General features: G+C 42.3%; 22 protein-coding genes. 6 read left to right on the forward strand and 16 right to left on the reverse strand.

Translation table 11 applies throughout. From position 1 onward, the window contains the following. Positions 1-203: 203 nt before the first annotated feature. A complete protein-coding gene (locus P6709_RS10585; RefSeq protein ID WP_278240893.1) occupies positions 204-1,511 on the forward strand; it encodes a globin-coupled sensor protein in 1,308 nt (435 codons plus the stop codon). 143 nt (positions 1,512-1,654) lie between these two features. On the opposite strand, the gene P6709_RS10590 is transcribed toward P6709_RS10585, so the two are convergent. Together P6709_RS10590 and P6709_RS10595 are read right to left on the reverse strand one after the other, a co-directional pair. Continuing rightward, complete coding sequence (locus P6709_RS10590; protein WP_278240894.1) at positions 1,655-2,698, reverse strand: beta-carotene 15,15'-monooxygenase; 1,044 nt, start codon at positions 2,696-2,698, stop codon at positions 1,655-1,657. A gap of 144 nt (positions 2,699-2,842) precedes the next feature. Then, complete coding sequence (locus tag P6709_RS10595) at positions 2,843-3,244, reverse strand: hypothetical protein (protein ID WP_278240895.1); 402 nt, start codon at positions 3,242-3,244, stop codon at positions 2,843-2,845. Between the two features lie 229 nt (positions 3,245-3,473). Here P6709_RS10595 and P6709_RS10600 point away from each other — a divergent pair, with 229 nt between their 5' ends. Continuing rightward, entirely contained in the window at positions 3,474-4,139 is a 666-nt protein-coding gene (locus tag P6709_RS10600; RefSeq protein WP_278240896.1) for a haloacid dehalogenase type II, read from the forward strand. Positions 4,140-4,531: 392 nt separating this feature from the next. Further along, positions 4,532-4,735 (forward strand): hypothetical protein, encoded by a 204-nt coding sequence (locus P6709_RS10605; protein WP_278240897.1) that lies wholly within the window; start codon positions 4,532-4,534, stop codon positions 4,733-4,735. Between the two features lie 125 nt (positions 4,736-4,860). Here the strand turns inward: P6709_RS10605 and P6709_RS10610 are convergent, their stop codons facing one another. The 8 genes from P6709_RS10610 to P6709_RS10645 form a co-directional block, all read right to left on the reverse strand. After that, positions 4,861-6,216, reverse strand: a complete 1,356-nt coding sequence (locus P6709_RS10610; RefSeq protein WP_278240898.1) for a GH1 family beta-glucosidase — start codon at positions 6,214-6,216, stop codon at positions 4,861-4,863. Next, a complete protein-coding gene (locus tag P6709_RS10615; protein WP_278240899.1) occupies positions 6,213-6,827 on the reverse strand; it encodes a DUF624 domain-containing protein in 615 nt (204 codons plus the stop codon). The genes P6709_RS10610 and P6709_RS10615 overlap by 4 nt, the downstream gene beginning before the upstream one ends. 13 nt (positions 6,828-6,840) lie before the next feature. Next, the gene (locus P6709_RS10620; RefSeq protein WP_278240900.1) at positions 6,841-7,872 is read right to left on the reverse strand and encodes a LacI family DNA-binding transcriptional regulator; all 1,032 of its coding nucleotides are present in this window, start codon (positions 7,870-7,872) and stop codon (positions 6,841-6,843) included. A 32-nt stretch (positions 7,873-7,904) separates the two neighbouring features. Beyond that, positions 7,905-8,729: a carbohydrate ABC transporter permease gene (locus P6709_RS10625; RefSeq protein ID WP_278240901.1), complete on the reverse strand. Its 825-nt coding sequence runs from the start codon at positions 8,727-8,729 to the stop codon at positions 7,905-7,907. A gap of 15 nt (positions 8,730-8,744) precedes the next feature. Then, positions 8,745-9,650, reverse strand: coding sequence for a carbohydrate ABC transporter permease (locus P6709_RS10630; protein ID WP_278240902.1), 906 nt, complete (start codon positions 9,648-9,650; stop codon positions 8,745-8,747). A gap of 73 nt (positions 9,651-9,723) precedes the next feature. Then, positions 9,724-10,995 (reverse strand): ABC transporter substrate-binding protein, encoded by a 1,272-nt coding sequence (locus P6709_RS10635; RefSeq protein WP_278240903.1) that lies wholly within the window; start codon positions 10,993-10,995, stop codon positions 9,724-9,726. A gap of 429 nt (positions 10,996-11,424) precedes the next feature. Then, complete coding sequence (locus P6709_RS10640; protein ID WP_278240904.1) at positions 11,425-11,988, reverse strand: isochorismatase family cysteine hydrolase; 564 nt, start codon at positions 11,986-11,988, stop codon at positions 11,425-11,427. A 349-nt stretch (positions 11,989-12,337) separates the two neighbouring features. Continuing rightward, a complete protein-coding gene (locus P6709_RS10645; protein ID WP_278240905.1) occupies positions 12,338-13,216 on the reverse strand; it encodes a LysR family transcriptional regulator in 879 nt (292 codons plus the stop codon). A gap of 118 nt (positions 13,217-13,334) precedes the next feature. On the opposite strand from P6709_RS10645, the gene P6709_RS10650 reads away from it, so the two are divergent. Next, complete coding sequence (locus P6709_RS10650) at positions 13,335-14,438, forward strand: citrate synthase/methylcitrate synthase (RefSeq protein ID WP_278240906.1); 1,104 nt, start codon at positions 13,335-13,337, stop codon at positions 14,436-14,438. A 59-nt stretch (positions 14,439-14,497) separates the two neighbouring features. Here P6709_RS10650 and P6709_RS10655 read toward each other — a convergent pair whose 3' ends face one another. Next, entirely contained in the window at positions 14,498-15,706 is a 1,209-nt protein-coding gene (locus P6709_RS10655; RefSeq protein WP_278240907.1) for a multidrug effflux MFS transporter, read from the reverse strand. A gap of 286 nt (positions 15,707-15,992) precedes the next feature. Between P6709_RS10655 and P6709_RS10660 the strand changes: the two genes are divergently transcribed. Continuing rightward, the gene (locus P6709_RS10660) at positions 15,993-17,192 is read left to right on the forward strand and encodes a cytochrome P450 family protein (RefSeq protein ID WP_278240908.1); all 1,200 of its coding nucleotides are present in this window, start codon (positions 15,993-15,995) and stop codon (positions 17,190-17,192) included. A 49-nt stretch (positions 17,193-17,241) separates the two neighbouring features. Here the strand turns inward: P6709_RS10660 and glsA are convergent, their stop codons facing one another. The 3 genes from glsA to P6709_RS10675 form a co-directional block, all read right to left on the reverse strand. Beyond that, positions 17,242-18,207: a glutaminase A gene (gene glsA / locus P6709_RS10665; RefSeq protein ID WP_278240909.1), complete on the reverse strand. Its 966-nt coding sequence runs from the start codon at positions 18,205-18,207 to the stop codon at positions 17,242-17,244. Between the two features lie 231 nt (positions 18,208-18,438). Next, positions 18,439-18,852, reverse strand: a complete 414-nt coding sequence (locus P6709_RS10670) for a hypothetical protein (protein WP_278240910.1) — start codon at positions 18,850-18,852, stop codon at positions 18,439-18,441. Positions 18,853-19,012: 160 nt separating this feature from the next. Next, the gene (locus P6709_RS10675; RefSeq protein WP_278240911.1) at positions 19,013-19,276 is read right to left on the reverse strand and encodes a hypothetical protein; all 264 of its coding nucleotides are present in this window, start codon (positions 19,274-19,276) and stop codon (positions 19,013-19,015) included. Between the two features lie 118 nt (positions 19,277-19,394). Here P6709_RS10675 and P6709_RS10680 point away from each other — a divergent pair, with 118 nt between their 5' ends. After that, positions 19,395-19,652 carry a GlsB/YeaQ/YmgE family stress response membrane protein gene (locus P6709_RS10680; protein ID WP_278240912.1) on the forward strand — a complete coding sequence of 86 codons (258 nt, stop codon included), beginning with the start codon at positions 19,395-19,397 and terminating at the stop codon, positions 19,650-19,652. 272 nt (positions 19,653-19,924) lie between these two features. On the opposite strand, the gene P6709_RS10685 is transcribed toward P6709_RS10680, so the two are convergent. Next, the gene (locus tag P6709_RS10685; RefSeq protein ID WP_278240913.1) at positions 19,925-20,737 is read right to left on the reverse strand and encodes an MBL fold metallo-hydrolase; all 813 of its coding nucleotides are present in this window, start codon (positions 20,735-20,737) and stop codon (positions 19,925-19,927) included. Between the two features lie 27 nt (positions 20,738-20,764). Continuing rightward, on the reverse strand, positions 20,765-21,211 hold the full coding sequence (locus P6709_RS10690) for a potassium channel family protein (protein WP_278240914.1): 447 nt from the start codon (positions 21,209-21,211) through the stop codon (positions 20,765-20,767). Positions 21,212-21,302 lie beyond the last annotated feature (91 nt).

Genomic DNA, 21,302 nt, shown 5'->3' on the forward strand with positions numbered 1-21,302 from the left:
GTTTGAATCAAATTTAGAGAGACCGGCAAATTCCGGTCTCTTTTTTTCGCTTTCTTTTACTAAAGGGTTAAAAATGATAAAAATATTCCGATATTAAGTATAAAAGCACGTATAGCATACTATTTTTGGAAATATAACGTGATACTGCGCTCTGTTTTATTGAATCATCAAGCGTGTAATCAGAAGAAAATCGGAGGAAGCCTATGTTTTCATTTACGAAAGAAAGAAAGAATCCCCTGCTGTTTCATGCCTCAATCGGATTTCCTGAAAAATCAGCCATTGCTGCAGCTGCAGATGAAAGTCTGTCTGACAGATTATATTATATGGGCTATACGCAGGCTCAGGTAAATACATTAAAAGAAATGGCTCCCCTCATGGAATACATCCTTGATGAGGTGCTCGAAAACGTTCTCGATCATTTGATGAAAAGTCCTGAAATGGCTAAAATTGCTCAAAATCAATCTACACGGGAACGGCTGAAAAAAGTATTCAGTGATTATTTTGGCAGTCTTCTGACCGGAAAGATGGATGAGGATTTTCTTCAAATGCGCAAGCGGATGGGCAGTACACATAACCGGAATTTTGTTCCTGTTACCTGGTTTATTGCTTCTTACTCTGCTTTTAACACCCTGATCATTCCGAAGATTGTTGAGCATTATCAGCAGCAGCCAGAGATGTTATCGCAGGCTATACAGGCCGTTTCACATGCGATGAATCTGGACTCGCAGATTGTGATTAACCAGTACATGGATGCCAGGCTCCAGGAAATTAATGAAGCAAATGATTTACGGCTTAATCTTCAGCAGGAGATTGTGTCGGTCAGTCAGGAAGTGGCAGCTTCTGTTGAGCAGACTGAAGCGGCTATTTCAGACACCAGCTCAAGAGCGGCACAGATTCTTGAAGAAACGGGACAAACCGAAAAAACAAGCAAAAACCTTGTCGGTCTGACCATTCAAAATGAAGAACAGATGGAAAAAATGGAAGTGCAATTTATTCAATCGACTGATAAAGTAAATACTTCTCTTTCCGGCATACAGGACTTAAAAGAAACGTCTGAGGAAATTATCCGGATGACGCAGGGAATCGAAGCGATCGCAGACCAGACCAATCTTTTAGCTCTCAATGCTTCGATTGAAGCAGCGCGTGCCGGCGAACATGGAAAAGGATTTTCGGTCGTGGCAAGCGAGGTGCGAAAGCTTGCTGAAAACTCAAAAGAGATGAGCAACAGCATCAACACACTGATTGGCAAAAATAACGCCAGCATTACCAAGCTCGTTTCCCAAATGGAGGATATCACCCAATCGAATAAAGACTCTCAAACAAAGCTGCAGGAAGTAAAAAGAGGGTTGTTCACAGTTAAAACAGAAATGGAAAACTACCTCGACATGTTTGGCCGCAACAAGCGTGATTTAGATAAAATCGTGGAATCAATCCAGGAAATCAGCCACACGACGGAAGGACTTTCTTTACTAACAGGCAATTTACTGATAAAAGCAGAGCAAAATATGTAAGCTTACTTAGAAGGTTAGGATCAGTTTATCATGCTGGCGGGCTGGAGCAGAGTTGACTGGATGCTGTTGCATTTAAAGCGTCCACCTCCCGCCCCGCCTGCTCCCACTGACTAAAACACGCGGTAAATGATCGAAACTCATTTTCAGCGGTATTCTGATTCTGTTCGGTTTGCTTCAAGCAGCCGCTTCAATCTCTCAGGTTCATCTACATGAAAAGCCACCTCCGTTACTATCTGCTTCTTCCCCATAAACATGGTTGCTTCAACCGGCTCTTTCAGGTAAACAACTGCCTGTGGATGCACTTCCTCAAAATCCTTTAGCATAAAAGTTAGCGCATGACCCCCTGGCTGTGTGCCCCACTCCACTTTATCTACATTTTCCAACTTGAATACAATCCGTTTCATAAGACCTTGCGCAGCATAAATCGTTCCATTTTTAATCTCGACGGGATGAAGGCGGGTGATTTGAATTTCGGCGAGAAACAGGAGAATCGAATAGATATTTAAGCAGAGTAAAATGATAGAGAGTACGGGCCATCTGTCATGAAGCCACCAATGAATCCCAATGGTCTCAATTAAAATGGCATGAATGATCATAACGTGAAAGGCAATCGCGGAAGTGTTTTTGTGGAGTGTGACTGTTCCTTCATGACGGGGAGGATTTCTCCTCCAGGAAAATAAGGCATAATACAGCATCATTCCTTCTGATAGGATCACCCGGATAAGCAAGCGGTCTTTCGTCATTTTTTGGACAGCTGGCAAAAGCGAAAACACCGGACCTGCATCCATCCTTTTCATCTCAGCTTTAATGAAAGGAATCTTGCGAATCAGCCATATGATCAGGACCATTTCAACAAGAATGAAGATGCCTTCTGCTATGAGTCCTATATAGAGAAGCACGGTATACGGAGAAAAATATTCCATTGGAATAATGAATCGAGCTGCCAGTAACCCAAGCACCGCCATTCCAGCTGCCTGCTTTTTTGAAATGGGAAAAGCAGCGTAAGCCAGCAGCGGGGCTACAATGATGAAGTCCAGCAGTGAACCGATCACCATTCCTTTTTCAATCTCCAGTGTGAACGCCTGCAGCACGGATGGCTGGTATAACAGGATATTCGCACTAAGCAGTAAGAACAAAAATCCAATGCACCATTTAGAAAGCACCGACTGTCTTAGAATCATTCCCATTCACTCCCTCCCCTTTATCCCTCTATTATATACCTGCAGTACTGCCAGCTCTGAGTTATTGTCAGAAAAATATGTGAACATGCGACCCAATTTTCGCAAAAAAAAAAAGACGGATGATGGTCCGCCCGCTTCTGTTCATTTCCACTATTTTAGTACTTCCTCCAAGCGATCCTTCGCCTTTCCTTCACTTAAGTAGTAAGTACCATCTCGATCACCGCTTGTAAAAATCGTAAACTGCCCGCTTTCTTTCCATAAATAAATCTTTTCTTCTTTATTGTCCTCGTAAAACACGGTCATTTTTATATTGGCAGACTGCGACATTTCCGACTGACGTTTTTCATGAGCAGCCTTATTCAAGCTCTCGCGAATCACTTTTAGGGATGACTTGTCTGTTATGTATGATTGAATTCCATACTCTCCAGTATCCTGATCCCAATACTGAATGGCTACGTGGTCAATTTTAGAAAACGTATTGGATGCAAGGATGATACTGGCAAGAGTAAAAAATAGTGCCAGTGCAGCAAAGACCGTTTTCTTCATCTCCATTTCCCCTTTTCTCCTTTTCTTTTTCTCACTTAACAGACGTCCGGACCTATCGAAAAGTTACAACCTGCGACTCAATTTTTTCATCTAGGCCAGTCACGATTTTAGTCATGGCCGCATTAACCTGCATCCGTTTCACACGGAAACCGACAGCCTCATTTAAAAATGTGTTTTCAAGCTGAAATAGGGAACAACAAACTAATGTCTTCACAAAATAAAGGAGTTGGAATAGATGAAACCCGAAATAAAAGCTTTTGTATTTGATGCCTACGGTACGCTTTTTGATGTACACTCTGTCACCAAAGCCTGCGACGATTTTTTTCCTGATAAAGGGGAAGCAATAAGCCAAGGCTGGAGAAAAAAACAACTGGAATATTTTTTTCTTCGTCAGGTGATGGGAAGATATGCACCTTTTGATCAGGTCACTCTTGATGCTCTGCGCTACGCTGTAAAGGAACAGCAGGAGGAGCTTTCACATGAACAGGAATTAACTTTGCTGGATGCGTATAAAAAGCTGGATTCCTATAAAGAAGTTAAAGAGGTGCTCAGCGCACTTCAAGGCAGGAAACTGGTTGTTTTCTCTAACGGATCTCCTAATATGCTGGAGCCGCTTGTAGAACAGTCAGGGTTTTCTTCTTTATTAACGGATACTCTCAGCGTGGACAAAATCAAACAATTTAAACCTTCTCCCGCTTCCTATAATCAAGTTCTCGAGGAGCTGAATGTACGCCGTGAAGAAGTGCTGTTTATGTCTTCAAATGGATGGGATATCTCCGGAGCCAAGAGCTTTGGTTTTCACACAGCATGGATCAACCGCAATGAGCTGCCGCAGGAAGAATTAGGACTGAAGCCGGATTGTGTCTATACAGATTTAAAAGGAATAGTAGAATGGCTTTAATAGATAGAACTTGCTCATGTATATTTTATGCGTGTCCTATGTAACTTATAACAACGAAATGATGACTTTAACAATAAAATCGGATCGCAGCTGGTAGAATGGCAGGCTTTTCACTCTTATGGGGGGTTTTGTTATCATTCTATAAAAAAATGAGCCTTGGGCAACTGTGTGTGATGCTCATTGACCGGTTCACTGCGCTTCGGGCGGACGCTTTCCGCAGGGACGGCGCTGAGCCTTTTCAGGGCCGTGCCCTGTAAAGTCTCAGCTTGCCGTCATATCCTGCAGGAGTCGCCACCCTGCGCTCCGCTCACCTCATACTACTAAGAGAGATTGCCTCATCATTAAACTTTTTATTTTTTTCCAGCTGCCTTTTATTCCAAAGGAGAGTGTAGATGAAGAATCGTATAGCGTTGATAGGTGTAACATTAATCGTTACTTTGGTTTTGGTTCCAAACGCTATGGAAGACTTTAACTCCAGCCTCTACAGTCAAATTTACTACTCTTCCATGTTCGTTGTGGCAGGGGTTTTTTACATTGCTTTTGCCGTTATAACTGTAAAGAACTACAGAATAAAAAAACATAAGAACTCCAATTAAATTACCTGAACTTAGAATACGATGACAAATCCTATTTAAAGTCCTGTGAAAGATTAAAAGCGACTAAGGCACATTTGCCCCAGCCGCTTTCAGATAGTAATAAATCAAAGATCTATTACTGACTATTACCCTTTGATTAAATCAAAATATGATTGTGAAATCAGATTCTTGTACCAGTAATAGCTATTTTTTTTTGTTCTTTCGAGTGTATCGAAGTTCACATGCACGATTCCAAAACGCATATCGTATCCTTCTGCCCATTCGAAATTGTCCATAAGTGACCAGGCGAGATAGCCTTTTACGTTCACACCTGATTGCATAGCACGGTGGACGCTTGCGATATGGCTTTTCATGTAAGAGATGCGGTTGTCATCCTTCACTTCTCCGTTTTCAACCCCATCGTTATAGCAGGCACCATTTTCCGTTATGTAGATCGGAACCTGACCATAACGCTGATTCAGGTATGTCAGCAATTGATAGAAGCCTTCAGGGTAGATCGGCCATCCTATATCTGTTCGCTCATAATTAAAATCGAGGTTTTCTACATGAAAAAGACCATTTCCTTCATCATACCGCGCCACATTACCCGTATAGTAATTGATTCCCACGAAATCGATCGGACTTGAGATCACGTCCATATCGCCCTCCTGAATCGGAACGGTGACATTTTCTTTTTCCTTAAACCAATTGACCAAAAAGTCGGGGTATTCTCCTTTAAAGACAGGATCCATAAACCATTCAACCTGCCAGCCATTTGCACGGCGGACCGCCTGCTGATCCTGTTCTGAATCAGAGTAGGCTTCTGACCATCCGGCATTGGGGGCATAGCCGATCTGCGCCTGCTCATCAATCTCTCTCAACGACTGAACGGCACGGCCATGTGCAAGCATCAAATGATGAGCGATGGTTGTCGCTGCTTGCAAATCTTTCTTTCCTGGTGCATGTATTCCAAGGTAATTTGAAAGATAAGATGCACACCATGGTTCATTTATCGTAATCCATGTTGAAATCTTCCCTTTAAACGATGAAAAGACGGTTTTTGCATAGTGGTCAAACGCCTCAACCGTTTCCCGGCTTTCCCATCCGCCTCGGTCTTGCAGAGCCTGAGGAAGATCCCAATGGTACAGTGTACACATCGGTTTGATATTATGTTCAAGCAGCTCGTCCACTAAACGGTGATAGTAATCCAGACCTTCCTGGCTCAGCTCGCCGTCCCCATTTGGAAAAATACGCGGCCATGCCATAGAGAAACGATAGGTGGATACACCAAGTTCCTTTAGCAAAGCAACATCCTCTTTATATAAATGGTAGCTGTTGCATGCGACATCTCCATTGTCTTCGTTTTTTACATTACCCGGTTGTTTTGAAAAAGTGTCCCAAATAGAAGCACCTCTTCCTCCTTCATTTGCAGCTCCTTCAATTTGATAAGAAGCTGTCGCTGTTCCCCAGATAAAATCTTCTGGAAATTGGATCTTACTCATTCCATTACCTCCCTCGGAAGTGGTGCTGTATAGTAGGTTCTAATCACTGGGATAAAAATTGAATAGATTGATATAGCGAGCAAACTGCCTGTAATCAAACTGATAAATGGCATGATGAGGACCCCTGTTAAGCAGGCTGCGAAGATCGCCAGCATCGCAAGACTTCTCTTCCATTCAATCCATAGCAGTAAAAAGCTGTTCTTTATAATTCCGATCACATTTAAATCTGTTTTCATCGTCTGTACCGTCATATACGGCATCATTAACAGCCACATCACGAAAAACAGGATCGCTGTGACGTAAAGGACATCTGCCATTGCCATTACAAAGGAGGCAGCCAGCCAGGCATCTGCTGCGAGTATGGTCAGTCCGGCAAACCAAATGCCTGAAAGAGTTAAGCTCGTTTTGCCGGCATGTTTTTTGAAGCTTGTATGAAAAGAATGGATAAAGTAAGGAGATAATCCTTCTTTTTTCCACTTATGCATCGTTTCGATTGCCGCTGCCAGTGCAGGAATAAACGTGATAATCAAAAGGGAGTACACGAAAAGCAGGAGGTTCAGCAAAACAAAGGACGCAAACATTTCCATGATTCCTAAAAAACCTTTTATCACCTTCGACTCCTCCTTAATACATTTTCTCTGCAGCCAACCCGCAGCTCTCTCTGACTGTCAATTCCGGATCAACCAGCAAGGATCTTGTTTTTCCTTTTTTATCAATTAAATCGCTTAATAGCTTTGCTGCCAGAATCCCGATCTTTTCTTTGTCCTGACGGATGGTTGTGAGCTTGGGGTGCGAATAACGGCATGCTTCAATGTCATCACAGCCGATTACTTTGATATCATTTGGCACCTGCAAGCCATTTTCTCTTAGCGCTCTTACAGCACCAAGCGCCATCAGATCAGAAAAAGCAAAAATCATCTCTGGAAGATTTCCTTTTTGTTTTGCAATCATTTGATTCATTAGGCGGTATCCGGATTCTTCATAATAATCACCGTATACAGTCCATTCATCGTTCAAAAGCAGACCGAATTTTTTCATGGCCTCTTTAAATCCCTCTTCACGTAGCATGGAAATTCTTGAATCATGTGTTCCACCAATCATCCCTACCCGTTCGATGGAATTCATATATGCATATTCAACTACTAAATGAGATACTTTTAGGTTGTTGGTCATTACATAGCTTGACCGTTCTCCTTTAAGCTCGATGTCGATTCCTACACAGGGGATTGAGCTGTGATCAAGCTGTTCAATCGCATCTTCCACGTCATCCCCGGCAATAATCAGTACACCATCCACATTATAGTGGCGGCAGCGGGATAAGTAATTCCCCTTATATTGTTCATTGGAGAAAAAGATAAAGTCATAGCCTAACAATCCAATCTGGCTCTTAAAGCTATTTAACACCTGATTAAAAAATGGATGTGATAAATCGACATTGATTTTTCCTGCGTAGACAATGCCGATTAAGTTTGTTTTTTTCGAAGCAAGGCTCTTCGCTGAATGTGTCGGTGAGTAGCCTGTTTCTTTAATAATCGCCCTTACCCGATCCTGCGTTGCTTTGCTTATATTTCCTGTGTTATTCATTATTTTTGATACTGTGGCAGCAGAAACTCCAGCAAGTACTGCTATATCCTGTATGGTATATCGTTTAGTCATACTGTCAGCTCCTGTACTCTTCCCCGTGCTAATCAACTTTTTACCGCGCCTTGAGTCAGGCTGGAGATAAAGAGTCTGTTGAAGAGAAGAAAGATCAGAACAAGCGGGATTGTAGCCCAGAAAGTTCCTGACAATATCATACCATTATCCTTCACGTAAGCGTCGATCAACCCTCTAAGCGCGATCTGAATTGTATGAACAGATTCATCTCTCAATACAACCAGCGGCCATAAGAAATCATTCCACATATACATAAATTTAATGATTGCAAGAGTGGCAAAGGCAGGCAGAATAATCGGCACTGCGATATTCCAGTACACACGGATACGGGAGCATCCATCGATTTTTGCTGAGTCAAGCAATTCATCCGGTACATTGCTTGAAATATACTGTCTCATCCAGAAAATACCGAATGCGTCAATGAGTCCCGGTACAATTACAGCCTTTAAATCATTCAGCCATCCCAATTGCGTAATAATATAGTACTGGGGAATCAGGCCAAGCTGTGGCGGAACCATCATCGTAATTAGCAGAAGTCCAAACAACAGATTCTTGCCTTTAAAATGATATTTTGCAAATGCAAATCCTGCAAGTGAACATAAGAATAGAACACCAATTGTGGAGATAGTCGCTACAATAATGGAATTTCCAATTGCACCGAAGAAATCAATGTTGCTTAATACATTTTGAAAGTTGGTTACCAATTCAGGGCCGGGTAAATAAGCCGGCGGAACACTATTGATCACGCTGTTGTGATTGGTCGCCATGACGAACATCCAGTAAAAAGGGAAGATCGACAGTAATGCACCAATGACTAAAACCGCGTATAAACTAATTTTCGAAATAACTTTGGACATTTTCGGCTCTCCCCCTTATTTAAATACTTTGTTCGCCAACAGAGAATTCACAGTAGCAAATACGATAATAATCAGGAATAAAATGATGGCTGATGCAGAAGCGGTTCCAAATGCCATATTTGAAAATGCCTCTCTCCACAGATAGAGAACAACCGTAATTCCTTCTTCTCTCAGATTTCCGCCTAAAAAGATGAGCGGTTCTGTAAACAATTGAAGTGATCCAATGGTTGAAAGGAAGATCGTAAAGATAATAATTGGACGAAGCATTGGAATGGTGATAAAGCGGATTTTTTGCCAAACCGTCGCCCCATCAATCGTAGCCGCTTCGTATAAATCGTTTGGAATCCCCTGCATGCCTGCAAGATAAATAATGGTGTTGTACCCAAGCCAGCGCCAGAATACCATCACAGCAATCGCAATTTTAACGCCCCATTCATTTGTCTGCCAGTTCACGCTATCCAGCCCTATTACGTTAAAGAACACATTGACTAAACCGAAGTCCTGGCTGCTGAACATTACGCCAAAAATAATGGCAACCGCTACAGTAGAGGTTACATAAGGCAAGAAGAAAGCAGCTCTAAATGCACTTTGAAACTTAACGAGCGCCGAGTTCAAGGCGAACGCAAGAAAAATTGCTACAATCAGCTGAGGCACTGTTCCCAGCACACCCATAATAATCGTGTTCCACAGAGACTTCCAAAAAATTGGATCCTCCATTACAAATACAAAATTTTGAAACCCAACAAACTCCATCTCACCTAAACCATTCCACCGCTGAAAACCAAGATAAAAACTGAACAGCATAGGAAACAAACCGAATATGGCAAATAAAATAAAGAATGGCGAGATAAATAGGTAGCCAGATAAAGATTCTTTTCGTTTCTCATTCCACCTTTTCGGTGAATGTGCTTCTGCACTCATTCTGATGTCCCTCCTTTAAGAGAAAGAAGACCAATGCGAAAATCACACTGCGCATTGATCTTCAGTCCAATCTTTATTGACGCTCAAGCTGGGATTTGATGCGTTCAACCGCTGCGTCCCACTCGTCTTGAGGATCTGTTCCTTCACTTGCCACATTTGTGAGCGCTGTCATCAGCTCATCGTGTACGATAGAATAATTTTTACCCATGTAGATCGGTTCAACTGATTCTGCTGCTTCAGCAAAGATTTCGGCTGTATTCAAGCCGCCAAAGTACTCATCAGATGTATTGGCAAATTCTTCATCTTCGTATACCTCAGGTGCAGATGGGAACATTCCGCTGTCTTTAAAGGATTCAAGCTGTCTTTCAGGTGCTACAAGCCACTCAACAAATTCGTAGGCTTCTTCAGGCTGATCGGATTCTTTAGGGATCGCGATATAAGATCCGCCCCAGTTACCGGCACGCTCAGGCATTTGAACAATTCCCCAGTCACCTGAAGCATCCGGTGCGTTTCCTTTAATGCTTGCTACCATCCAGGCCGGAGCCAGCAATGCACCATAGCTTCCTTCAGCCATTGCGTTACCCCATTCAGGTGTCCACATCGCATTTTGACCAACGAGATCTTGTTGAATCATTTCTGCAGTGTCATCGTACGCCTGTTTTACATATGGAGAGTCTTCAATAATCAACTCATCTTCTGTATTAAAATATTGTTCTGGTGCCTGATCTCTTTTCGCTGCAAATAGCGTTTCAGGTGTATCAACCATCATTTTTCCAGTTGTATCATGGATAATTTTCGCTGTTTCTTCAAATCCAGCCCAATCACTCACGAGCGGCTGTACTTCTTCCGGCTCTGTAGGAAGACCCGCTTCTTCAAATACGTCTTTGCGGTAATACATAACGGATGGGCCAATATCAGTAGGAAGACCCATTAAAAATTCACCGTCTGTACTTTCTGCTATATTCCATTTCCAGTCCAGGTAGTCCCCTTTAACATCCTCCGCTCCAAACTCATATAAATTATGGAATCGGTCCTGCGCGTCTAGAAATTTAGAAATCTCACTAACTTCTATCATTGTAATATCCGGTGCACCCGAGTTTGAAGAGACAGCTGTAAACAAGTTATTATGCAAGTCTCCCATTTCCGTGAAGTTTACCTTAATTTTCACATCAGGATTTTCCTCCATGTACTGAGCTGCCAGTTCTTCATAATTGGTCGCTCCAAATACCCAAAAGTTTAACTCATCACTGTCTCCCCCGCTGCCTCCAGATGAACGATCTTCAGCACACCCCATCAAACCAAGCACTGCTGCAGACATGGCTACCGTTCCAAGAATCTTTTTCATTTCCATCCCCCTAATTTAATACGTTAGTTTAAGTAAGCGATTACCCTAATAGACAAAAAAATATCGTTGTTCTTATAGAATATATTAGGGTAAGCGCTTACTTATGATTATTATAGCGTATTAAATAATGAAATCAACCACTTTTTTAAATTTTTAAGGTAAACGGTTTCCTAAACATGATTAAGCCATAAGAAGAGAATAATTATTGATCACTAAAAAAGAGCTTGGGACAAAAGTGTCTCAAGCTCTTTGACCGGTTCGCTGCGCTTCAGGCGGACGCTTCCGCGGGGGACGGCGCCACCTTACCTTCTGCTACGCTCTCCTTCTACTCACGATAAATACTTTTTCATTCTTAAAATTCATTTAAGTTTCGTCCAAGTTTCTTTTTTGCAAACAGTGTTATATGAATCTTTATAGTTAAGCAGCATCTTATTCCTTGCTGACAAAGGACTCCAGATCAAGCTCCGTGCTCGCAGTCGTGTCCGCCATCAAAGAACGCTTAATGATCTGAATCGCGTTTTCATTATCACTTTCTTTTTCGGATGCCATGCAATCCTTCGGAACATAGAGATTATACTCTCTCATATATGCATCATTGGCTGTAAACAGGACACAAATATCTCCGGCAATACCGGTTAAAATAAGATTATCAATGCCCAGCTGATGAAGCAGGATATCAAGCTGGGTTCCAAAAAAACCTGAGTGCTTCGGCTTGATAATGAAATAGTCATTTTCCTCGGGCAGTATTTTTTCAACTACCTCTTTACCAGGATTCTTCATGCACTCTTCTATAATATTTCCAGCATTGTCCTGCCATTGACCAAAATTATCATTGACATAGATAATAGGAATTTCTTTTTCTTTAACCCTTTCCTTTAAAGCGGCGAGATGGTCAACCATCGGAAGACTGTGCTTCAGCAGGTCCTCTCCACCCTCAAAATCCATTTTATTCATCATATCTATAATCAGCATCGCTGTGTTAGAACGGCTCATAATTCAACACTCCTTAAAAAACCATTTAGTATACTATTCCTCTAAATACCATTTTATAAAACGATTTATGGACATTTTTTGGGAATTTGTATGAAACTTGTCCGGATTTTAGCATTCTTAGGGCTTTTTAAAACTAAACAAAGAAAATTAACTGCTTACCTGTCTGAAGAATCCTGAGATATTATGCTTTTGTGTCAGAGCTTAAATTTGAATCTTCAATAAAATATGCAGGTACGATCAGATCCAAGCTTTGAAAACAGGACATACTGCGACACCAATGACACCAATGACACCAATGTCAGGAACCCTGCGATCATCACGGCAGCCTTCAAGTTTACTATTTTAGAATCTAAATTAATCTTCTCACTACCTGCAAAAATGCATCTCCCTCTTGCATCCCGTCTCTTTGAACTAAATAAGTGGCTGAAAGTGGCAGGTTCAGCTCTTTTTCCGTGAACACTTCAAGCACTCTTCCTTCCGCCAGCTCTCGTCGTACAATGGATCGGGGCAGGACTGAAAAGCCGATTCTTTCCTCAATAAAACGTTTTGTGACATGAACCTGAGATATTTTCATCGTTCTTATGAAAGGAAAAAGGCTTTTCATTTTGAGCAATACCTCTTCCCAGTATTCCGGATGATTATGTGTAATCAGATAGTAGTCTTCTATAATCTCTTCCAGATCAAGAGGGGCGGCGTTCTCTCTTTCATCCCCGTCATGTGGAACGACAACTGCGAGAGGTTCACTGTATAATTTCTCACACGTCAAACCGAGGAGGCTCGTTGCCTGTCTGGATAAACCAAGATCCGCACTTCCCTTTTCAATCTCTTCACTAATGAGATTTGATTCCACCACTTTAATTATCACTTCAACCTGGGGATTTTCTTTCATATATACATTCACCCAATACGGCAGATACGCTGAAGCGATAAGCGGAGAAACGGCCAGTATCAAGGTCTTCTTATACCCCTGTCGAAATTGCTCCATTTTCTTTTGTCCCTTTTCAACTTCTAGCAAGATTGACTTTGCATGGTGTAAAAATGTTTTCCCAGCTGGTGTTAAACGCACTACTCTTCCTTTGCGTTGAAACAGCCGGATCCCCGTTTCTTTTTCAAGCTGTTTAATGTGCACGGTAACCGTAGGCTGCGATAAATACAAAAGCTCTGCAGTCTGATGAAAATTTTCACAAGAAGCTGCAGTAATAAAAGTTCTTAACCAGCTTATATTCATAGAGAAACCTCCAATTAATTGATTACGTTTTTTAATCATTATCTCATTAATTTACTATTATTAATAATCACTCAAACACGTTACGGTTATCTTAAGCAGAAAAAAAGGAGTGTTTTCAATGAGTAATGAAAAATGGAGTAAAGGACTTGAAGGAGTGATCGCAACCGATACAGCCATCAGTCTGGTTGACGGACAAAATGGCCGATTAATTTACAGGGGGCATGAAGCAAACAAGCTTTCCTTGCAATACTCTTTTGAAGAAGTGTGCCACTTGCTTTGGTACGGCCGCCTGCCTGATGGGGACAGTCTTCTCAAAATCCAGGAAAAGTTTAGTGAATACCGGACTTTACCTCCTCATATCAGCAGCATCTTACAAGCGCTTCCTCCCGAAATGCCGATGATGGGTGTCATCCGAACTTGCGTATCTGCACTTGAGAGTTCTTTTTTCTCATGGCCGCCAACCGTTGACCAGGCGATAGGAGCTACAGCAGTGGTACCAACCATTATTACAGCAAGAATGGCTCATTTAAAAAAGGAAGAGCCCATTAAACCGGACCCTTCCCTTCATCACATCGCGAACTATTTATATATGCTTCATGGCAAAAAACCAACGGACACGCACGAGAAAGCTTTGACCGCTTACAGCATCCTGACAATGGAACACGGCATGAATGCCTCCACTTTTGCTTCAAGAGTAATTGCCTCCACTGAATCAGACCTCATCTCAGGTGCAGCTGGAGCCATTGGTGCAATGAAGGGTCCCCTGCACGGAGGGGCTCCAAGTGAAGTAACACATATGCTTAATGAAATTCAGACAAAAGAACGAGCAGAGGATTGGATTAAAGAAAAGCTTGAAAACCGGGAAAAACTAATGGGATTTGGCCATCGTGTATATAAAACAACGGATCCAAGGTCTGAAGCATTAAAAGAAATGACCAAACAGCTGGCAGGAGAAGACCCATGGCTTGACCTTGCCTACTTTGTAGAAGAAACCGCCCTCCGGCTGCTTGATCACTACAAGCCAGGCAGAAAACTCTACACAAATGTGGAATTCTATGCTGCCGCCATCCTAAAAGCAGTAGACCTTCCACCTGAATTATTTACCCCAACCTTCACAGCGAGCCGAATGGTCGGATGGACCGCCAACATTATCGAGCAATCCGAAAACAACCGCATCTTCCGCCCACAATCCCTCTACACTGGGCCGGTTCCCTTTAGCTGACAAAAGGGGCCAGGCCCCTTTTGCACTGCAAAGCACTAACTCATCGTCTCAAATCCCCACTATGAAGTTTTTCTCAGCTTTTCTCCTCTTCTTGCAAGCCCAAAGTAAGACAGCAAAGCAAGGGTGCTGGTGGTCAGCATAATAAAGCCCATTGGAACTGCAGTGTATTCACCGGCAATTCCCACAAGCGGAGCTGTAATAGACCCTAGCAGGAATGGCAGCAGCCCTAAAAGCGCTGATGCACTGCCGGCAATATGTCCCTGCGTCTGCATAGCAAGTGAAAAGCTGGAAGTGGCTACAATGCCAATCGACATGACGAAAAAGAACAACGGAATGGCCAGCGAAATAAATGGCCCATTTAAAAGCACAGCAAAAACCAGGACGGTACTCACAATAAAGGCCTGGGAAAGACCAATCAGCAAGAAGGTTTTTTCTGTTATAACATGGGAAAGGCGGCCAACGAGCTGGGTGCCGATGATCAGACCAAATCCATTGATTCCAAACAGAAAACTAAATTGGGTATCCGAGAACCCATAAACATTCTGGTAAACAAACGGAGTTCCTGAGACGTAAGCAAATACACCCGCAATCATGAGTCCCTGCGCAAGGGCATAGCCTGCAAACTGGCGGTCCGTAAGGAGAGATTTGAAATTCTTAAAGGTCTGTCCGATATTGCTCGGCACACGTTCTGCAGCAGGCAGGGTTTCTTCAAACCGGATGAAGATGGTGCTTGTCAAAACAAGTCCAATGACAGCAAGGAGGATAAATACACCCTGCCAGTTTGTAAAAGAAAGCACTCCGGCACCGGCAATTGGCGCTAAGATTGGCGCGAGATTACTAATAAGCATAAGTAGAGAGAAAAATTTGGTTAATTCTCTTCCACTGAACATATCTCTCACAATGGCGCGTGAGATAACAATTCCCGCAGCTGCAGAGAATCCTTGAAGAAAGCGCGCTCCAATTAAGAAGTAGATATTCGGTGAAAAGGAGATGAGCAGGGATGCGAGTAAAAATGAGATCAACCCAATGATCAACGGCTTTTTCCGACCGTGCACATCACTTAGCGGGCCCATTACAAGCTGTCCCAGCCCAAGACCAAGCAAACAGGCAGTCAAGCTTAATTGAACAGCCGAGGCGCTGGTGTTCAGCTCCTGTGCGATCATGGGGAACGCCGGCAGGTACATATCAATCGTCAGAGGGCCAAGGGCTCCTAACGTTCCAAGCAAAAAAGCAAGCTGCAGGCGTTTTCTTCCTGATAATAGATTCATATATATAGCGACCTTTCTTATAGAAAAACAAATAGTCCCGGCTGTCAGTCAGTGACTGCTGCCAGGCTCGTCAAATGATTTTCAGTTTATTAAATACAGTAATTCGTACGCTATTATCCTCCTATCTTTTGAAAATTGCACGTTGTATGCTCAGTTTTATACAGAGAAAATCCTGTTCCGCAAACAGAAATTAAATAGTCAAGGCTCCCTCTATTACCATATTTTGTTTGATGCATTTTCTTCTATCCCTTATACTTTGAACAGATAGAAGAGGAGGGACTACCAGATGGAAACGATGGAAACAATTTTTACCTCGAATTTTAAAAAAGGTGCCTATGAGTTTTACCATCAACTTCGTAAAACGGATCCTGTTTTTGCTATGAACCAGCAAAGTGGACAGACTTCCTGGATGATTACTAAATATGATCACGTAAAAGAACTGCTTAAAAGTCCAAATTTTATTAAAGATCAATCGAAAATATTTGTCACGCCTGAAGCTGAGGGAGATGAAGGAAAAATCATCCGGATCTTCCGGAACATGATGCTTGATGCCGACCCGCCTGATCACACCCGGCTCAGAAAGCTTGTTCAGCCTTTTTTTAATCCGAAAACGATCAAAGCACTGGAGCCTCGGATGCAAGCTATTGCAAATGAGCTGATCACTGAACTGAAAAATCAAAATGGTCCAGTCGATTTGATCACTCATTTCGCCTTCCCTCTTCCTATTATTGTTATTAGTGAAATGCTTGGCGTACCTACAGAAGACCGCCATAAATTCCGTAAATGGTCCAATACCATTCTGGCAGCTTCTGATAACCTGACGACTGACTTTGCCGAAGATGTAGAAGACTTTATCGCATACTTATCACAGTTATTTGAAGACCGAAAAGAGCAGCCTCAAGATGATTTGATCTCCAAGCTTCTCCAAGCGGAAGAAGAAGGGGAAAAATTAAATCGGGACGAGCTTTACTCCATGATTGTTCTCCTGATTATTGCCGGTCATGAAACAACCGTAAATCTTATCGCCAACACGATGTTTGCCCTCTTTGAGCATCCTGATCAGCTAAAGGCCGTCCAGGAGGATCATTCTCTTATTGAGCCGGCCATTGAAGAAGGACTGCGTTTTTACAGTCCTGTTGATTTCTCTACAGCCAGGTGGTCAGAAAAAGACATGGAATTCCACGGAAAAACGCTTAAACGGGGAGATTTTGTGCTGGCTTCTTTAAGCTCGGCAAACCGCGATGAAGAGAAGTTTACGGACGCGGATACCTTTGATGTCACAAGAAATCCGGCCGGACATGTGGCTTTTGGCTTTGGCATCCATTTTTGCCTTGGTGCACCTCTGGCCAGACTTGAGGGAAAAATCGCATTGGAATCGCTTTTAACAGCTTTTCCCTCTATTCAAATGTCTCAGGAACAGCCCCAGTGGATTAATCAGTTTCTATTAAGAGGACTCAAGGAATTAAACGTTCAATTAGAGGCATAAGAAAAAGGCCCCTGATACCGCGCAAACGGTTCAGGGGCCTGTTTAAACCTTATTTAATATCTAAATTTTTCACATTGCTGTCATGAAAAATATTTAAATTGAGGTCTCTCGAAAGAATGCGAAGCGCCTGTCCTCCCGCCTCGCTGTTCCCTTTTTTATTTATCGCCGGTCCGATAATTCCGATCCCCATTTGTCCTGGAACCGAACCCACTATACTGCCGGAGACACCGCTTTTCAATGGAAAGCCTACCTCCACGCCAAATGATCCGGATTCGTTATACATTCCCGACGACAGCATAATCGCTTTTACCGTACGGACATGTTCAGGCTGGATAATCTGTTTTTTTGAACCAATCAGTCTTCCATGGTTGGATAAAAAGCAGCCCATTTTCGCAAGTGCAAGTGAATTAATATCAACCGAGTTAATGCGGTGATACAAATCAAGTGCGTCATCAGATTCCTGACTGGATAACACACCCGTACTCTCCATAAAATAGGCAAGCGCTTTGTTACGCGCACCATTTTTCACTTCTGAATCATACACATCTTCATTCATGTAAATTTTCTTGTTTTCTGTAATTTTTCTGATGAAATCGAGGCAGCGCTCAAACCGTTCATCCACCGTGCTTCCTTTAATCATGCTGGCGGTGGCAATTGCGCCTGAATTAATCAGCGGATTGTATGGTCGCTGACCTTCATAATCCTCAAGATTGGAAATCGAATTAAAGAAATCATCCGTCGGCTCCATACCCACCTTTTGGAATACAATTTCCTTCCCAAAATCCTCAAGTGCCATCAACAGCAAGATGACTTTTGAGATGCTTTGAAATGAAAAGTCGTGATGAGCTTCCCCTGCAGAGAACACATCTCCGTCAAGTGTGACAATGGTAACCCCGAGATCTGTCAGATGCGATTGATCCAGCCCGGGAATATGATCAACTACGGACCCTCTTGAAGCAAAGGGTCTGCAGGCTTTTACTACCTCTTCAATGTATTCATTCGATAATTTCTTCATATTTTGCCCCCTGATTTCATTTTGTCCTACTTTATCTATACCCAAAATCAGTCGTGAAAGGGCAATTAAATAAAAAACATTTGTGAAATAACACATGGTATATAGAAGGGTTGATGAAATACGGTTTGTAAGAGAGGGTAATGCGTTGGGAGAAGGATGTAGGGTGTGCAAATATTACAGTATTTTAAAGCCCCCTGCTTTACTTATTGCACGCCAAGAGGCTTTCGTCTTTTAACTTGTTTTACTTAACCCCAGAGCGCCTCCGTCTACTGCAGCACCGAGTTCTTCAAGTTCCTTAAGAATTAACTCCTTTAAATGATTTGCTTCGTTAAGCGTTGCAAAGCTGACGACCAGCTCTTCCATCATAAGCTGCTGAACCGATATCACATGGGGATAGCGATACTGATCTTCAATTTCCAGATCATGGAGACGGACTTCATAGGAGGAAGCTGACTCTTTTTTTATAATCAGTTTCCACACTGCTGAACGGAGTGAGGGTTGTTTTTCATACCCAATATGTAAATGGTTTTCTTTAGCAAATTGAATAAATTCATCTGTTAATTGAACAGGTCCTATATAGCGGAAAGAAAGCTGATTGGATGGTTCGTTGTTTAGGATGACCGTTTCTGCTGAGAAATAATTCAATGGATCACATACCCCTTTTTGCGTTTTTTGTTCCTTTTTATAATGTCGGCAATTTTCCAGTATTGTTTACACTGAAATCGGAAAAATTTGCGTCCAGCCCGCAAAACCATCAGGTGAAGGGAATGAGGCTGTACATCATGTCCCAGCCTCTGCTTACATTTTATTCTCTAACTTCATCCGTTTCTTTTCCGCCAATTCCATCCCACGGGTCATTTTGCGCTTCTGTTCCGCCATCATCTACTTCAATCTCCGTTCCATCATCACGGTTATCCAGAATTTCTCTGTCTCTTTCAAGAACGTTGGCACTTCCTTCTTTTTGATGTCCCGGCTGTTCTTTCTGCGATTCGCTTAATTCATTTATATTACACGCTGTCAATAGCAGGATAAATCCAATAAAAAGTGAAAATTTCTTTACTGATTTCATGTAATTGCCCCCTTTTATATAAATAGCGTTCCCTTCTGAGGCAGGATCTATGTACATATACATAACTGCTGGAGGAACGGACATGCTAAACCATAAAAACAAGTTAGGAGGAAACCATATGGGATTTATATTGTATCTGATTGTCGGCGGTTTAATTGGATGGATCGCAGGAATGATTTTAGGTAAAGACATTCCGGGAGGCATTATTGGTAATATTATCGCGGGGATTATTGGAGCTTGGATCGGCGATATGATTTTAGGCGATCTTGGACCTGAAATCGCGGATATTGCCATTATTCCAGCACTTCTTGGCGCGATTATTTTAATTTTAATTGTAAGCTTTATTTTAAAAGCGATGAGAAAAAATAATCACTAAAGCCAATTCCTGTTTGCTCTAGACACTTTCATCCGCTTCCTGCATTCACCAGCATACTTCTGTTTTTAAGAGGAGAAAATAAAAGCAGTCATGCAGGAGGTGGATTTAATTGAGCTCACACAATAAGGCAAACAAAGACGGCGGGACTAAGCAAAACAGCAAGCAAAAACCCAAAGGCAAAACATCCAGCTCTGCAAATGGACAAAACGGCTATCATTAGCCACACAAACAAGCATGTCCACACGAATTTTTCGTGTGGACATGCTTTATTTTTATGACCGGTCAGGCATGGCGATGGTTTCGAATTCATCGACAAGCTTTTGAAGATTTTCCGTGAGTTGTGACCCTTCCATCGGTTTTCCGTGTCCGGTTACAGCAATCGAGGGATTTAACTCATTTAAAACTCGGACAGAATCCCACGCTGCCTGAAAATCCATCGTGAGGTATTTAGGCGGCCCATGAATTTCAAGTTTTTGCATCGTCACCTTCACAAGAGATTCCTGCTTAACCGTTACAAATGCGTCTCCCGCTATCAAAAACCGGTCCCGGTCCCTAAATAATGAAACGTGGCCGGGAGTATGTCCGGGGGTATGAACCCATTTCCATTCAGGCATGAACGGCACCGAGCCGTCTTCTGGCAGAGACTGCACTTTTTGACCTAAATTAATCGCTTCGTTGGGAAACAGTTTAGGTGACATTTTTGCTACCAATCCTTTATCGACCGTGGGATCAGGTTCAGGATAATCCTGCCTGCCGGTGAGATAGGGCATCTCAAGAGAATGAGCGTAAACAGGCACATCCCACTCGGAAGCAAGCTCCTCCACACCGCCGACATGATCGAAATGACCATGAGTCAAAATGATGGCTTCAGGCTTCGTCCCTTTTCCGTATCGCTCTTCTGCTTCTTTCTTTATCTTTTCAGCTGATTTAGGCATTCCTGCATCAACCAGCACCCACGAGTTGGCTGTTGCATCGAGGGTTACGAAAAAGAGATTGACCACTTGATTCGTATACATAAACACATCCGATACAACATTCTGTTCATCTCCCGCTTTAACAGAAGCTACAGGTATTAATTTATCCATCGGTACCTCTCCCTTTCCTAGCATGATTTATTCCTTTTCTTCTTTATCCTTTGAAGAGTTTAATGCTTTCATAAAATAAGCAGTTGGCAGCAGCAATCCCAGACTGGCTTCAATGAGAGCGAAAAAACGCGCCGGACCAACGGGGACCATGTCTCCATATCCTACAGAAAGAATCGTTACACCACTGAAGTAAAGAAAATTGCCAAAGGTTTTTTCAACAGGATCTCCATTTGGATCATTAATGGATAATAGTTGTTCGTTGAACGAAAGCAAATAATATAAAAGTCCAAATCCCAGCGTTAAACTCAACAGAACGAAAAACAGCTTATAAAACAGAACTGGACTGAAATAACTGTCCTTAAAAGATTTATTAGTGAAAAAATAATAAAGTGTAATAAGCAGATAAACAATTGTAATGGTAATTAAGATGGAGGAGGCCATTCTTAAAACCAGTCTTTTCCCTATGTTTTCCATTCCCGAATCTTTTATTAAAAAACATAAATGAGGACAGATTTTTTGAAATAAAAAGACTCTATGCATTATACTGGTTTTATCATTCAAACAA

This window comes from Jeotgalibacillus sp. ET6, assembly GCF_029667115.1.
Lineage (GTDB): Bacteria > Bacillota > Bacilli > Bacillales > Jeotgalibacillaceae > Jeotgalibacillus.

Bases quoted from the DNA above. Each gene is read 5' to 3' on its own strand.
- P6709_RS10585 (WP_278240893.1), top strand. From the start codon at position 204: ATGTTTTCATTTACGAAAGAAAGAAAGAATCCCCTGCTGTTTCATGCC.
- P6709_RS10590 (WP_278240894.1), bottom strand. From the start codon at position 2,698: ATGGGAATGATTCTAAGACAGTCGGTGCTTTCTAAATGGTGCATTGGA.
- P6709_RS10595 (WP_278240895.1), bottom strand. From the start codon at position 3,244: ATGGAGATGAAGAAAACGGTCTTTGCTGCACTGGCACTATTTTTTACT.
- P6709_RS10600 (WP_278240896.1), top strand. From the start codon at position 3,474: ATGAAACCCGAAATAAAAGCTTTTGTATTTGATGCCTACGGTACGCTT.
- P6709_RS10605 (WP_278240897.1), top strand. From the start codon at position 4,532: ATGAAGAATCGTATAGCGTTGATAGGTGTAACATTAATCGTTACTTTG.
- P6709_RS10610 (WP_278240898.1), bottom strand. From the start codon at position 6,216: ATGAGTAAGATCCAATTTCCAGAAGATTTTATCTGGGGAACAGCGACA.
- P6709_RS10620 (WP_278240900.1), bottom strand. From the start codon at position 7,872: ATGACTAAACGATATACCATACAGGATATAGCAGTACTTGCTGGAGTT.
- P6709_RS10625 (WP_278240901.1), bottom strand. From the start codon at position 8,729: ATGTCCAAAGTTATTTCGAAAATTAGTTTATACGCGGTTTTAGTCATT.
- P6709_RS10630 (WP_278240902.1), bottom strand. From the start codon at position 9,650: ATGAGTGCAGAAGCACATTCACCGAAAAGGTGGAATGAGAAACGAAAA.
- P6709_RS10635 (WP_278240903.1), bottom strand. From the start codon at position 10,995: ATGAAAAAGATTCTTGGAACGGTAGCCATGTCTGCAGCAGTGCTTGGT.
- P6709_RS10640 (WP_278240904.1), bottom strand. From the start codon at position 11,988: ATGAGCCGTTCTAACACAGCGATGCTGATTATAGATATGATGAATAAA.
- P6709_RS10645 (WP_278240905.1), bottom strand. From the start codon at position 13,216: ATGAATATAAGCTGGTTAAGAACTTTTATTACTGCAGCTTCTTGTGAA.
- P6709_RS10650 (WP_278240906.1), top strand. From the start codon at position 13,335: ATGAGTAATGAAAAATGGAGTAAAGGACTTGAAGGAGTGATCGCAACC.
- P6709_RS10655 (WP_278240907.1), bottom strand. From the start codon at position 15,706: ATGAATCTATTATCAGGAAGAAAACGCCTGCAGCTTGCTTTTTTGCTT.
- P6709_RS10660 (WP_278240908.1), top strand. From the start codon at position 15,993: ATGGAAACGATGGAAACAATTTTTACCTCGAATTTTAAAAAAGGTGCC.
- glsA (WP_278240909.1), bottom strand. From the start codon at position 18,207: ATGAAGAAATTATCGAATGAATACATTGAAGAGGTAGTAAAAGCCTGC.
- P6709_RS10675 (WP_278240911.1), bottom strand. From the start codon at position 19,276: ATGAAATCAGTAAAGAAATTTTCACTTTTTATTGGATTTATCCTGCTA.
- P6709_RS10680 (WP_278240912.1), top strand. From the start codon at position 19,395: ATGGGATTTATATTGTATCTGATTGTCGGCGGTTTAATTGGATGGATC.
- P6709_RS10685 (WP_278240913.1), bottom strand. From the start codon at position 20,737: ATGGATAAATTAATACCTGTAGCTTCTGTTAAAGCGGGAGATGAACAG.
- P6709_RS10690 (WP_278240914.1), bottom strand. From the start codon at position 21,211: ATGGAAAACATAGGGAAAAGACTGGTTTTAAGAATGGCCTCCTCCATC.